11 protein-coding genes and 2 pseudogenes are annotated in these 13,890 nt (G+C 66.0%); 7 read left to right on the top strand and 6 right to left on the bottom strand.

What is annotated here, in order from left to right:
* Positions 1-77: 77 nt before the first annotated feature.
* The 4 genes and pseudogenes from rho to hemE form a co-directional block, all read right to left on the bottom strand.
* Positions 78-1,523 (bottom strand): transcription termination factor Rho, encoded by a 1,446-nt coding sequence (gene rho, locus ACHMW8_RS07680; protein ID WP_125158944.1) that lies wholly within the window; start codon positions 1,521-1,523, stop codon positions 78-80.
* Positions 1,524-1,786: 263 nt separating this feature from the next.
* Complete coding sequence (locus tag ACHMW8_RS07685; RefSeq protein ID WP_125159059.1) at positions 1,787-2,251, bottom strand: CopD family protein; 465 nt, start codon at positions 2,249-2,251, stop codon at positions 1,787-1,789.
* Positions 2,251-3,295, bottom strand: a pseudogene (gene hemH, locus ACHMW8_RS07690) (ferrochelatase). The gene ACHMW8_RS07685 and the pseudogene hemH overlap by 1 nt, the downstream one beginning before the upstream one ends.
* Complete coding sequence (gene hemE, locus ACHMW8_RS07695) at positions 3,292-4,335, bottom strand: uroporphyrinogen decarboxylase (protein ID WP_125158942.1); 1,044 nt, start codon at positions 4,333-4,335, stop codon at positions 3,292-3,294. Before hemE ends, hemH begins: the two are co-directional and overlap by 4 nt.
* 447 nt (positions 4,336-4,782) lie before the next feature.
* On the opposite strand from hemE, the pseudogene ACHMW8_RS07700 reads away from it, so the two are divergent.
* The 7 genes and pseudogenes from ACHMW8_RS07700 to ACHMW8_RS07730 all read left to right on the top strand — a co-directional run bounded on the left by ACHMW8_RS07700 (position 4,783) and on the right by ACHMW8_RS07730 (position 12,025).
* A pseudogene (locus ACHMW8_RS07700) lies at positions 4,783-5,689 on the top strand (pyruvate, water dikinase regulatory protein).
* Positions 5,686-6,279, top strand: a complete 594-nt coding sequence (locus ACHMW8_RS07705; RefSeq protein ID WP_395445179.1) for a Maf family protein — start codon at positions 5,686-5,688, stop codon at positions 6,277-6,279. The pseudogene ACHMW8_RS07700 and the gene ACHMW8_RS07705 overlap by 4 nt, the downstream one beginning before the upstream one ends.
* Positions 6,276-7,127, top strand: coding sequence for a shikimate dehydrogenase (aroE, locus tag ACHMW8_RS07710; protein ID WP_395445180.1), 852 nt, complete (start codon positions 6,276-6,278; stop codon positions 7,125-7,127). The genes ACHMW8_RS07705 and aroE overlap by 4 nt, the downstream gene beginning before the upstream one ends.
* 1 nt (position 7,128) lies before the next feature.
* Complete coding sequence (gene coaE, locus ACHMW8_RS07715) at positions 7,129-7,728, top strand: dephospho-CoA kinase (protein WP_125158938.1); 600 nt, start codon at positions 7,129-7,131, stop codon at positions 7,726-7,728.
* Between the two features lie 31 nt (positions 7,729-7,759).
* Positions 7,760-8,470, top strand: a complete 711-nt coding sequence (gene dnaQ, locus ACHMW8_RS07720) for a DNA polymerase III subunit epsilon (protein WP_125158937.1) — start codon at positions 7,760-7,762, stop codon at positions 8,468-8,470.
* A gap of 136 nt (positions 8,471-8,606) precedes the next feature.
* A complete protein-coding gene (locus ACHMW8_RS07725) occupies positions 8,607-11,186 on the top strand; it encodes a TonB-dependent receptor (RefSeq protein WP_395445181.1) in 2,580 nt (859 codons plus the stop codon).
* Positions 11,187-11,200: 14 nt separating this feature from the next.
* A complete protein-coding gene (locus ACHMW8_RS07730; RefSeq protein WP_395445182.1) occupies positions 11,201-12,025 on the top strand; it encodes a hypothetical protein in 825 nt (274 codons plus the stop codon).
* On the opposite strand, the gene ACHMW8_RS07735 is transcribed toward ACHMW8_RS07730, so the two are convergent.
* A complete protein-coding gene (locus ACHMW8_RS07735; protein WP_395445183.1) occupies positions 12,022-12,828 on the bottom strand; it encodes an exodeoxyribonuclease III in 807 nt (268 codons plus the stop codon). The genes ACHMW8_RS07730 and ACHMW8_RS07735 overlap by 4 nt on opposite strands.
* Positions 12,829-13,144: 316 nt before the next feature.
* The gene (locus tag ACHMW8_RS07740; RefSeq protein ID WP_125158933.1) at positions 13,145-13,786 is read right to left on the bottom strand and encodes an outer-membrane lipoprotein carrier protein LolA; all 642 of its coding nucleotides are present in this window, start codon (positions 13,784-13,786) and stop codon (positions 13,145-13,147) included.
* Positions 13,787-13,890 lie beyond the last annotated feature (104 nt).

Below are 13,890 nucleotides of genomic sequence, written 5' to 3' on the forward strand. Positions count from 1 at the left end.
CCAAACCAGTACGGCGAACAAAAAAGGCCCCGGGTAGAACCGGGGCCTTTCTCGTTCTGAGATGAGTCTGTTTGGACTCAGGTGTTCATCGACTGGAAGAAGTCGCCGTTGGTCTTCGACTGACGCAGCTTGTCCAGCAGGAACTCGATCGCATCCGAGGCGCCCATCGGGTTGAGGATGCGGCGCAAGACATAGGTCTTCTGAAGCTGGTCGCGCGGGGTGATGAGCTCTTCCTTGCGGGTGCCCGACTTGAGCACATCGATGGCGGGGAAGATGCGCTTGTCGGCGACCTTGCGGTCCAGGACGATTTCCGAGTTACCGGTGCCCTTGAACTCTTCGAAGATCACCTCGTCCATGCGGCTGCCGGTGTCGATCAGGGCCGTGGCGATGATCGACAGCGAACCGCCCTCCTCCACGTTCCGCGCCGCGCCGAAGAAGCGCTTCGGGCGCTGCAGGGCGTTGGCGTCGACGCCGCCGGTCAGCACCTTCCCCGACGACGGGACGGTGGTGTTGTAGGCGCGACCCAGACGGGTGACCGAGTCCAGCAGGATGACGACGTCGCGCTTGTGTTCGACCAAGCGCTTGGCCTTTTCGATGACCATCTCGGCCACCTGCACGTGGCGGGTCGCCGGTTCGTCGAAGGTCGAGGCGATGACCTCGCCCTTCACCGTGCGCTGCATGTCGGTGACTTCTTCCGGACGCTCGTCGATCAAGAGGACGATCAGGTAGCACTCGGGGTGATTGGTCTCGATCGACTTGGCGATGTTCTGCAGCATGACCGTCTTACCCACGCGCGGCGGGGCGACGATCAGGCAGCGCTGGCCCTTGCCGAGCGGAGCGACGATGTCGATGACGCGGCCCGAGCGATCCTTCACGGTCGGATCGGGCAACTCCATGTTCAGACGTTGCTCGGGATAGAGCGGCGTCAGGTTGTCGAAGTGGATCTTGTGCTTGACGTTGTCAGGCGCCTCGAAATTGATCTTCGACACGCTGGTCAGGGCGAAGTAGCGCTCGCCTTCCCGCGGCGAGCGGATGGCGCCATCGACGCTGTCGCCGGTGCGCAGGCCATACTTCCGGATCTGCGACGGCGACACATAGATGTCGTCGGGGCCCGGCAGATAGTTGGCTTCCGGCGAGCGCAGGAAGCCGAAGCCGTCCTGCAGCACTTCCATGGTGCCCGAGCCCGAGATCTCCACGCCTTCCTCGGCGAGGGTCTTCAGGATGGCGAACATCATGTCCTGCTTGCGCATGGAGTTGGCGTTCTCGACCTCGAAGGTCTCGGCGAACGCCAGCAGGTCGGCCGGGGATTTTTCCTTCAGCTCCTGCAGGGACATGGATTTGAGGCCGAGGGCCGCGATGGCGTCGGCGATCCCGGACCCTTCATCTTCGCCTTCAGCCTCGGCTTCGGCGTCGGTCGCGGCCTCCACCGTCGTATCGATATCGACGGAGGTCGCTTCGGTGGTCGCCTGTTCGGCGGCCTCGCCATCCGAGGCGGGAATTTCGTTTTCGGTTTCTTCGGTCATGACAAGGCTCAAGAGTGGGCGCGGACCCCAAGACGGAGTCCGGCCGGTAAGACTTCGATGGTCACACCGGTCCGCCCATGCGGACGGACCAGGCGAGCGCGTCGATTGACGATGACGCGGATCGTTCGGGGGACGAACCTTGGAGCGATCGCTCGCGGGGCGCGCCAGGACGGGCGCCGGTCCGTGGAAAGGGAGTTCGGAAAATCCGAACTTCCCTGGATGCAAACCACGCGGGGGACCGGCGGTCAAGCCGCCGGCCGGACTCAGTGGTTCAGGAACTTGGTCGTCACCGACAGGACGATGACGATCGCCAGCACGAACGGGATCTCGTTGACCATCCGCCAGAACTTTTCGGACCGGGGATATTCACCCTTCTCGAACTTCTTGCGCGAGGCCGACAGAAAGCCGTGGAAGCCGTAGAGCCCGACGAGGGCCACCAGCTTGGTCGCCATCCAGGGCTCGACCAGGAAACTCCAGCCGCGGATCTGGGCGTCGGCCAGGATCAGACCAAGACCGAACAGCGCCGTGGCGATCGAGGCCGGATTGATGATGCCGCGCAGCAGGCGCCGCTCCATGACCGTGAAGGTCTCGTGCATCTCCGAGCCGGGCGTCGCCTTGCTGTGATAGACGAACAGACGCGGCAGGTAGAGCATCCCGGCCATGAAGGCGATGACCGACAGGATGTGCAGTCCGCGCACCAGGTTGAAGTGCGCCACCAGAAATTCCATCACGCGGCGGCTCCTTCTTGACGCGGGCACTTGGACCACTCAGCGCCGCAACGCCAGCCACAGGCCGGAGCTACCGACCCGGCGCGTTCGCCCATGGCGTCACGGACGGCGCCGGCCAGGCCTTGAATGAACTCCGGCGCGCAGCCCAGGGCTGGAACCCGGATGTAAGGCGCGGCGCCGACCGTCGTCGCCAGCTCGGCATATTCGTGGTCCAGCTCGACCAGGGTCTCGACATGCTCGGAAACGAAGGCGATCGGCGTGATGATCAAGCCCTTGCCTTCGGCGCCCGCGCGGCGGATCTCGTCATCCGTCGAAGGACCGATCCACTTCATCGGCCCCACACGGCTCTGATAGCTCACGGTCCAGTCGAGGCCCGCCGGCAGCCTGGCCGCGACGGCGGCGGCCGTGGCCTCGATCTGCTTCTGGTAGGGATCGCCAGCCAGGATGACTTTCTCCGGCAGTCCATGAGCCGAGAACAGCAGGCGGAGGTTCGCCGGAGAGCCAGCCTTTTCCCAGGTCTCGCGGATCATTCGGGCGTGAGCGTCGACCAAGCCGCCTCCCGTCGGGTAGCAGCAGACGGTCGTTTCGACGCCTGAGCCCTTATAGACCTTGCGCCACGCCTTCAGCGACGAGCCGGTCGTGGTGGTCGAGAACTGCGGATAGAGCGGCAACAGCACGATCTCGTCCGGCGCGAAGGTCGCGACCTGGCGCGCGGTCTCGCCGGTCAGCGGATGCCAGTAGCGCATGGCGATGAAGCACTTGGCCTCGAACGCCTGGCAAACTCCTGGCCAATTCTGCTTCCAGAGCGCTGGCCTGCTTCTTCGTCTCCGGCAACAAGGGAGAACCGCCGCCCATGATCGCGTAGTTGGCCTTGGCCATCTTCTCGCGGCTGGTCGAGATCAGCGCCGCCAGCGGATAGCGAAAGATCGCCGGCAAGCCGATGATGGCCGGATCGCGGAACAGGTTGAACAGGAATGGCCTCACCGCGCGCGGACCATCCGGACCGCCGAGGTTGAACAGAACGACGGCAAGCTTGCGGGTCATCCGCCGACCTTATGGCCGGTCACCCGCTCCAGCACCAGTTCGACATTGGCGATCGGCGTGTCGGGCAGGATGCCGTGACCCAGGTTGAAGATGTAGGGACCCTGGTTCCACTGTTCCAGAAGCTGGTCGACCCGACGCAGCAGTTCGTCGCCGCCGGCGCGCAGCAGCAGCGGATCGAGCGCGCCCTGGATGGTCTTGGTCTTCTGGATCTCTTGACCCAGCTTGGCCGAGGCCGAGGTGTCGAGCGCCACGCCCTGCACCGGCGTCTTGGCCGCGTAGTCTTCGACCAGCGTCCCGGCGCCACGCGGGAAGCCGATGATCGGCGCCGTGACGCCGCGCGCGCGCAGGCCCTCGATGATCCGAATGTGCGGCTGGGTGACCAGTCGATCGAACAGCGGCTCGGAAAGGCCTTCGGCCCAGCTCTCGAACAGCTTCAAGGCCTGGGCCCCGGCGTCGACCTGCATGGCCAGATAATCGACCGTCGAGTCGACCAGCACCTGAATCAGCGCGTCCAGCTTTTCGGGATTTTGGTAGGCGTAGGTCCGCGCGCCGCTCCGGTCGCTGGAGCCGCCTTCGATCATGTAGGTCGCCACGGTCCAGGGCGCGCCCGCGAAACCGATCAGGGCCTTGGACGGATCGAGCGCCGATCGAACTCTCGTCAGCGTCTCCCCGACGAGCTTGAGGGCCTCGCCCGCGTTCCCGGCCTTTTCGGCCATGGACTCGATCGACGGCATCTCGCCCAGCTTCGGGCCCTCGCCGGCTTCGAACCAGACCTTCTGGCCCAGAGCGCCCGGGACCAGCAGGATGTCGGCGAACACGATCGAGGCGTCGTAGGGAAACCGCCGCATCGGCTGCAGGGTGACCTCCGCCGCCTTCTCGGGATCGAAGCAGAAGCTGATGAAGTCCGGAGCCGTGGCGCGCACCGCCCGGTACTCGGGCAGATACCGTCCCGCCTGACGCATGAACCAGATCGGAGGGTTCGCGTGTGTCTCCCCCGAAAGCGCGGAGAGAAATTTGGGAGTCGGAGCCGAGGACGTCATGGAACGGGTTAAAGCCCGGCGAGCGTCCGGGCTCAAGTCCGTAAGGCTCCTAAGACCTTCCTCTCATATATTAATAAGAAATTAAGATTGAATGAGGGGGTGGGAGGGCAACTGCATAGTGGGGAAAACGCCTCACGGGCGAGTGACTCGCACAGCCGATCCTTCGTTACCCCCAGCCCTTCCCACATGGGATTAAGGATCTGTTAATCATGTGGACAGACCGTCGAGCGCCTTGAAGGTCTTAATGAATTCTTAATGCGCGGAGGCGGGAGAAAGACCCGTCGCGGGACTCTGTCCCGAGCCTTGGACAGTCGGGATTCACTTATCGGGGGATGCGGGGCGAGCCTGGGGATGGTACGCGGGCAATGCGACCGTTGATCACAGCGGCGCCATGACACGACGCCTCCTGGGCCATTCGGCGCCCGGGCGTCCCCAGAGGCAGGACAAGTGGTTAAACAACCGTTAACGGATGATCCACAGGAGAGTCTGGCTCAGGGGGAAGCGGAACGGCTGCCGCCGCGCTTCGCCACCTACTTCCATATCCACCTGGTGTCCGATTCCACGGGCGAGACGCTCAACGCCATGGCGCGCGCGGTCTGCGCCCGGTTCACTGACATTCTTCCTATCGAACATATCTACGCGCTTGTCCGTTCCACGCGTCAGCTGGACCGGGCGCTGGAGGAAATCGGCGGCGCGCCCGGCGTGGTGATGCACACCATCGTCGACCCGAACCTGCGCACGGCCCTGGAAGAAGGGTGCCGCAAGCTGGAAATGCCCTGTATCGCCGCGCTGGATCCGGTGATCAGCGCCATGTCCCGCTATCTTGGCGCGCGGATCTCGACCCGGGTCGGGGCCCAACACGCCCTGACCAACGACTATTTCGACCGCATCGAGGCGCTGGACTACGCCATCGCCCACGACGACGGCCAGGGCGGACAGGATCTGACCCAGGCCGACGTCATCCTGGTCGGCGTGTCGCGGACCTCCAAGACTCCGACCTGCATCTATCTGGCCCACCGCGGCGTGCGCGCCGCCAACGTGCCGCTGGTCCCGGGCCGGCCGCCGCCGCAGGATCTGTTCGAGCTGAAGAACACCCTGATCGTCGGCCTGATCACCTCGCCCGATCGCCTGATCCAGATCCGCCGCAACCGCCTGCTCTCCCTCAAGGAAAGCCGCGAGAGCGACTATGTCGACAGCGACGCCGTGCGCCAGGAGATCATCGCCGCTCGCCGCCTGTTCGAGCGAATGAACTGGCCGGTCATCGACATCACCCGTCGCTCCGTTCCAGGAGACGGCGGCGGCGATCATCAACCTGCTGTCGGGCGGCCGCGGCAAGGTCGAGGTTCTCGGATGACCCCTGTAACGCTCGCGTCCAAGAGTTCGGCGCGGCAAATGATCCTGAAGAACGCCGGCGTCGCCTTCGAGGCGGTCAGCCCCGGTGTCGACGAGGAGGCCGCCAAGGCCGGCCTGTTGGCCGAGGACGTCACGCCCCGCGACATCGCCGACGCCCTGGCCGAGATGAAGGCGGTCAAGGTCTCGACCAGGCGGCCGGGCCTGGTGATCGGCGCCGACCAGACTCTGGATCTCAAGGGCCGGCTGGTCGACAAGGCCAATTCCCTGGACGAGGCCCGCGAACGCCTGCTGGAACTGCGCGGAACGACCCACAAGCTGCACTCGGCCGTGGTCGTGGCCCGCGACGGCCAGCCGATCTGGCGGATCGTCGAGAGCGCCAAGCTGTCGGTGCGGCCGTTCAGCGACGCTTGGCTCGACGCCTATATGGAGCGGCGCGGTGAAGCCCTGCTGTGGTCGGTCGGCTGCTACGAGCTGGAGAGCGAGGGCGTTCAGCTGTTCGACGCCATAGACGGCGACTATTTCACCATCCTGGGCCTGCCGCTGATCGGCTTGCTCGACTTCCTGCGTCTTCATGGAGCCCTGGCCGCATGACGATCTCCGGAGCCGCCATCGTCGGCGGCGTCTGTGGCGCGCCGATCAAGCATTCGCTGAGCCCGGCGCTGCACAACGCCTGGATCGCCGCGGCCGGCCTCGACGCGGCCTATATCCCGTTCTCGCCGGGCGTGAACAATTTCGAGACCTTCGTGAACGGCTTCCGAGGCGGCGCCATTCGGGGGCTCAACGTCACCATACCCTTCAAGGCACGCGCGCTCGCGGTCGCGGACCACGCTAGCGATCTCGCCAGGATGGCGGGCGCGGCGAACCTGTTGATCTTCGCGGCGGACGGCTCGATCCACGCCGACAACACCGACGGGCCGGGCCTGTTGGGCGCGATCGCGGAGCAGGCGAAGGGCTTTGACGTCTCGGCCGCGCCGGTCTTGATCCTCGGCGCCGGCGGCGCGGCGCGAGGCGCTGTGGCGGCCCTGCTGCTGGCCGGCGCGGCGCGGATCACGATCGTCAATCGCACGCTCGCCCGAGCTCGGGAGTTGGTCGCGGCGTTCGGCCCGCAGGTGGTCGCGGCCGAGGACAGCGCCCTGCCCGGCCTGTTGCCCGAGGCCGGCCTGGTCATCAACGCCACCGCCCTGGGCCTCGGCGGCGGCGAGGGTCCGGCGGCCGACCTGACCCTGACGCCGAAAACCGCCGTCATCATGGACATGGTCTACAAGCCTCTGCGAACCGAGTTCCTGCGTCGGGCCGAGGCCGCGGGCCGCCGCACGGTCGACGGACTGGAAATGCTGCTGCGCCAGGCGGTCCCGAGCTTTGAGGCGTTCTATGGGATCGCCCCGCCGGCCGAAGTCGACGTCCGGTCCATCGCCCTCAAGCTGCTGGGCGAGGCCTGACATGCTGATCCTCGGTCTCACCGGCTCGATCGGCATGGGCAAGTCGACGACCGCGGCCCTGTTCGAGGCCGAGGGCGTCCCGGTCTACGACTCCGACGCCGCCGTTCACGCGCTCTATGCGGCCGGCGGCGCAGCCGTCGGACCGGTGGAGGCCGCCTTCCCCGGCGTGGTCGTCGACGGCGCGATCGACCGGGCCAGGCTCAGCGCCCAGGTGGTCGGCAATTCCGAGGCCCTGGCCAAGTTGGAGGCGATCGTCCACCCGCTGGTCGGCGCTCATCGCATCGGTTTCTTCGAGAAAGCCCAGGCCGAGGGCCACGAGATCGTGGTGCTGGACATCCCCCTGCTGTTCGAAACCGGCGGCGAGAAGAAGGTCGACAAGGTGGTGGTGGTCTCGGCGCCTGCCGACGTCCAGCGCGCCCGCGTCCTGGCCCGTCCCGAAATGACGCCGGAGAAGTTCGAGGCGATCCTGGCCCGCCAGACTCCCGACGCGGAGAAGCGCGCCCGCGCCGACTTCGTGATCGACACGAGCCAGGGCGTCGAGCACGCCCACGCCCAGGTCCGCGACCTTCTGACTCTGTTGAGAACTCCCAGCCCCGCTTGAAGCCCGCCCCGAACGGCGGCATTGAAGAAACATGGCCCGGGAAATCATCCTCGACACCGAAACCACCGGCTTCGATCCGAAGACGGGCGATCGCCTGGTCGAAATCGGCTGCATCGAGGTGGTCGACTTCATGCCGACCGGCCGCTCGTTCCATGAATATTGCGACCCGCTGCGCGACATGCCGGCCGAGGCCGAAAAGGTTCACGGCCTGTCGTCGGCCTTCCTGACGGGCAAGCCGAAGTTCCACGAGATCGCCGACAGGTTCATCGACTTCGTCGGCGACAGCGTCGTGGTCGCCCACAACGCCGCCTTCGACCGCTCGTTCGTCAATTTCGAACTGGAGAAGTGCGGTCGCGCGCCGATCCACGAGGAGCGCTGGATCGACACCCTGGCCATGGCCAAGAAGCGCTTTCCGGGCATGTACAACTCGCTCGACGCGCTGTGTAAGCGGTTCAAGATCAGCCTGGACAGCCGCGACAAGCACGGGGCGCTGATCGACTCGCACCTGCTGGCCGAGGTCTATCTGGAACTGCAGGGCGGCAAGGAACGCGCCCTGGAACTGACCCATGTCGAGGCCCTGTCGGTCTCGGCGGCGATCCAGGGCTCGTACGGCGCCCGTCCCCGCCCGCTGGCGCCCCGCTCGACCGACGCCGAGCGGGAACTGCACGCCGCCTGGATCCGAAAGAACCTCAAGGACTCGGCGCTCTGGATCAAGCAGGGGATCGTCGCGGCCGAGGGCTGACGACACGGCCGGCGCGAACGGCGCGTCGCCTGTAGAGAAATCCTAGTTTTCTTGTCGTCGAAACGAGACGGAACCTTCGCCTCCCTGTCGCCAAGACCCCCTATCGCCCAGCCATCCGAAACGCTGGAGGGGTCCCGTGTCGAAGTCTCAGAATCTGATCGCCGGCCTGCTGGCCACCAGCGCCCTGTGCGCGCCGATGGCCGCCTTCGCGCAGGACTCGACCGCCGTCGAAGAAGTGGTGATCACGGGCCAGCGCGAAGCCCAACGCGCCGCCATCGCGGTGAAGCGCGAGGCCTTCGTGGTTTCGGACGTGGTTTCGGCCGACGACATCGGCAAGCTCCCCGACCACAACACCGCCGCCGCCCTGCGCCGTATCCCCGGCATTTCGGTCATGGAAGACCAGGGCGAGCCGCGTTTCCCGGTCATCCGCGGCCTGCGCTCGACCTATAACCGCACGACCATCGACGGGGCCCTGTTGGCCTCGGTCGACGAGAGCGGCCGCACCGTGCCGATGGACATCGTGCCCTCGGTGATGGCGGGCCGGCTGGAGGTGATCAAGACGGTGACGCCGGAGAACGACGGCAACGCCATCGGCGGCGTGATCAACGTCACCACCCGCAGCGCTTTCGACGCCAAGCGTCCGTTCTTCAACGGCATGGCCTCTTACGGCCACTACGAGCGCAGCGGCGACGTGCGCAACGACAAGCCTTCGTACCGCCTGGCCTTCGCCGCCGGCCGCACCTTCGGGGCCGAGGATCAGTGGGGCGTCGTGATCGGCGCCTCTCAAGAGCAGCTGGACTACGACATTCCACAAGTCGAATCCGCCGACCCCAGCGTCCGCGAATATACCGCCGCCGGCGCGCCGACACCGTCGGGGTCTCCGACCGGCAACGGCATCCAGGTGCCCACCCAGGTCCGCCTGTTCTGGTACAACAACACCAAGCAGCGCAGCGGCGTGAACGCCAAGATCGAATACCGTCCTAGCGACGCTTTCCGCTGGGACGCCTCGGTCCTGGCCTCGCGCATGGAAGACGACGAGGAGCGGATCGAATATCGCATCGAGCCTCTGGGCAACGTCGCCAACCAGACCCAGACCAGCGGCTCGTTCGCCCGCGGCCGGGGCATCATCCAGTTGAACCAGCCGATCACCACCCGCGAGATCGGCCTGGCGCGAACCGGCTTCGCGTGGGACTTCGCCAAGGGCTGGAAGGCGAGCGGGGACCTGGTCTATTCGCTGGCCGGCCTGAAGGTGCCCAACGAGTCGGTCGAGTTCCGCACGGTGGACGCCCAGGGCGCCAACTACGCCTTCACCTACGACACCACCAATCCGCTGTTCCCGATCTTCACGTCGGTAAATGACGCGGCGATGCGCGATCCGGCCAACTATGTGCTGCAGCAGCATCGCCAGGCCCTGACCAAGACCAACGAGAACACCACCCAGGCCAGGCTCGATCTCGCCCATGACGACGGCTGCGCGTGGAAGTTGAAGTTCGGCGGCGTGCTGCGCTCCAGCGACCGGGACTTCCGGAGCTCGCAGGTCAACTATCGGGCGGGAACGGGCTTCACCTACACCCTGGCCGAGGTCGACAAGCCGGGTCCGAGCGAACTGATCGCCGGCCGCTATCTTCTGACGCCGCGCATCGACGCCGACGCGGCCATGGCCTTCTTCCGCGCCAATCGCGCCCGTTTCACGACGACGGTCACCGCCCCGACTGGCAACTACGACGTCAGCGAGGATGTGCAGGCGGGCTATGTCCAGGGCAGCTACCAGTTCGGCGACCTGACGGTGCTGGGCGGCGTCCGCTATGAGCGGACCAAGGTCGAGTCCGACGCCGTGCGCACCACGGCGGGCGTCCTGACGCCGGTCTCGAACAGCGGCAGCTATGGGAACTGGCTGCCCAGCCTGCACCTGCAATGGAAGCCACGCGCCGATGTGATCGTCCGGGCGGCTTGGACCAACACGATCGGCCGTCCAGACTACGGCTCGCTGGCGGCGACGGAAAACCTCAGTTTCGATGGCAGCCAGCCCACTCTGTCGCGCGGCAATCCGGACCTGAAGGCCCGCGAGAGCGAGGGCCTCGACCTGTCGCTGGAATACTATCCGACGGACGGCATGGTTTCGCTGGCCGTGTTCTCCAAGGACATCAAGAACGAGATCTTCACCCTGTCCTCCACCGCCCAGATGGACGTCGGCCGCGGGATCGAGACGGTGCTGATCTCGACCCCGCGCAACGCCGAGACCGCCAAGATCAAGGGCGTCGAGTTCGCCGTGCAGCAGGCCTTCACCTTTCTGCCCGCGCCGTTCGACGGCTTCGGCTTCAACGGCAACGTCACCTGGTTGGACACCGAGTTCACGTTCCTGACCTCGACCGGCCCGCGCGTGACCGGCCTGTTCCAGCAGCCCGAGATCACCACCAACGAGTCGATCTACTATCAGCGCGGTCCGTTCGAGGCCCGGGTGTCGCACAACTATATCGGCGGCCAGCTCGAGACGATCAACGACGGCAACGTCAATTCGGACCAGTACTGGAAAGGTCGTCACGTGTTCGACGCCAGCCTATCCTGGCGCTGGAACGACCGTATCAGCCTGTTCGTCGAGGGCCAGAACCTGTCCAATACCGGCCGCCAGGAGGTGACGGGTCCCAAGCGCCGCAACCTGCAGGAATGGGCCAACTATGGCCGCACCTACTGGGTCGGCGCGAGCTTCAACTTCTGATCGGGAACCAGACCATGTCGATCGCCCTGATCCTGGCGGCGGGCCTCCAGGTCGCCGCCGCCGAACCCGCTCCGGCCCGCCCCTCACCCCCCGGTCTCGAGGCCGTGGGCTTCGAGACCGTGCGGCGCTATGCCAGCACCGCCAGTCAGGGCGTGGCGGTCGGGCCGAAGGACGTCTACGCGGTCAGCAATTTCCGCATCACGCGCCTGGACAAGAAGACCGGCGAAACCAGAGCGGAGTGGGTCGGCGAGAAGTCGCGCTTCCCGCACATCAATTCGTGCGCCCTGATCGGCGGCGATCTGGTCTGCGCCAGTTCGAACTTCCCGGGCGTGCCCCAGGTCAGCACGGTGGAGATGTTCGATCCCGTCACCCTGGCCCACCGGCGCAGCGTCGCCCTGGGCATGGGCGCGGGGTCGATCACCTGGGTGGATCGGCGCGACGGCTTCTGGTGGGCGATGTTCGCCAACTACGACGGCAAGGGCGGCGAGCCTCCGCGCGACCATCGCCATACGACCTTGGTCAAGTTCGACGCCCAGTGGCGTCGCCTCGAGGCCTGGGCTCTGCCCGCCTCGATCCTGGAGCGCATCAAGCCGATGAGCATTTCGGGCGGCGGCTGGGGGCCGGACGGGCGGCTCTATCTCAGCGGCCACGACCTTCCCGAACTCTATGTCGTCGCCCTGCCCGCAGGCGGCGGCGTGCTGGACCATCTGGCGACCCTGCCCATGGAGGCGGAGGGCCAGGCGATCGATTGGGACGAGAGCGACAAGGGCATGCTCTACGGCATCACGCGCAAGACGCGCGAGATCCTGGCGATGAAGGCCCCGGCTCCGATCCGCTAGATCTTCAGGTCGGCCGTCACCGGGGCGTGGTCGCTGGGACGCTCCCATTCCCGGACGGTGTCGTGGACGCGCGAGGAGACCTTGCCGTCCACGATCGCCGCGTCGCGCAGACCGGGGCTGGCCAGGATGTGGTCCAGGCGCAGGCCGCGGTTGGACTTGCGGAAGTCGGCGGCGCGATAGCTCCACCAGCTGAACAGCTTCTCCGGCTCCGGCGTCGCCAGGCGCGGCAGGTCCAGCAGGTCCATCGACTTCATCATCGCGTCGAAGGCCTCGAGCTCGGCCGGGGTGTGGCTGACCACCTTCAGCATCTGGCGGTGGCTCCAGACGTCGTTCTCGCCCGGCGCGATATTGAGATCGCCGGTGACGATCAGCGGCGCTTTCGGGTCGCGCTTCTTCAGGGCGGCGGTCAGGGTCTCGTAGAAGTCCAGCTTGTGGTCGAACTTCGGATTGCCGATGCGGTCGGGCGTGTCGCCGCCGGCCGGGATATAGAAGTTCTGGATGTCGACCCCCGCCACCTTGACCGCCACGCAGCGGGCGTGGCCCTCGCGGCAGTTCATCAGGGTCGGGACATCCTCGAACGGCAGGCGCGAGGCGATGGCCACCCCATGCCAGCCCTTCTGGCCGGCGATCTTCAGGTGCTTCAGGCCCATGGCCTCGAAGGCTTCGTGCGGGAACTCGCCCTCCTGGCACTTGATCTCCTGCATGCACAGGACATCCGGGGCCTGCTCGTCGACGAAGCGGGCGGCCTGTTCGGCGCGGAGACGGACGGAATTGACGTTCCAGGTGGCGATACGAAGGCGCATGGCTTGGCTTTAGGGGGTTTGCCGACGCCTGAAAAGAAAAACGCCCCAACGCAGGGGCCCTCAGCCGGCCGAGGGGCCGGCGCACTAAAAGAAAACGCCCCAACGCAGGGGCGTTGGGGCGAAAGTCTAGTCTCTCATGCCGCCGCCGGGAGGGGATAGGATCCGGCACGGTTTGCGAAGCGCGGGTCGGTCGCTCTTCGCCATGCGTGTTAAATATGCCACTTCAAAACTTTAAGTCAACCCCGAGATCGGTTGATTCTTGCCTGTTGTGGTAATGTCACATTCAGCCTGGCATCGAGCTTATGCCCAGGAACAACTAGGGCTTGCCGACCCGACGACGGGGATCCGTCAGCACGAAGAGCTTGGGATCCAGCGCCGAAGTCTCGGCGAAATCGATCAGGCGCACCCGAATCTGGCCGCCCTTGATGTCGGTGACCGTCCAGCCCATCAGGCCGACCGGCGAATTGGAGAAGTCCATCGAGATCCGGCCCAGCGCCTGGCGCTTGGCGTCCTGGGCGACGATGGTGAAGCCGTCGGCCAGCGGCCGGATGTCGGTGATGATCACGCCGCGATCAAGGCGGACCTCACGGGCCAGCAGCAGGTTCAGCGGCGTCTTGCTGAGCGGATAGCTTTCATAGGTCTTCAGCCGGCTGTCGAAGATGTTGACATTGTTGCCGTTACTGACGACCAGCAGGCCGGCTGGCGGGTCATAGGCGAACCGCGCCTTGCCCGGACGCTGCATGTAGAAGGCGCCCTGCGTCTGGGTCCCGCGCGCGTCGGTCTGCACGAAGCGGCCCTTGGCCGAGCCCAGGCCCTGGATATAGGCCGTGGCCTTGTCCAGCAGGGCCTTTTGTTCGGCGGTCAGGGTGGCCGGCACGGGCTTGGCGCCCTGCGCCAGAGCCGGAGAAGCGATGGCGGCGGCCAGGCCGGCCGCCAGAAGGAAACGGCGAGTGTTCATGCGAACTCCTTAGCGGCAACCTTTGCCTGCGCGAAGGCCGTCGCAAGGCCATTTTCCGGCGCCCCGATGAAGCGCCGTTCAGGTTGGGAGCGTCAGGAACGCGC

Source organism: Caulobacter sp. UC70_42 (genome assembly GCF_044056025.1).
In the GTDB taxonomy this organism is placed as follows: domain Bacteria; phylum Pseudomonadota; class Alphaproteobacteria; order Caulobacterales; family Caulobacteraceae; genus Caulobacter.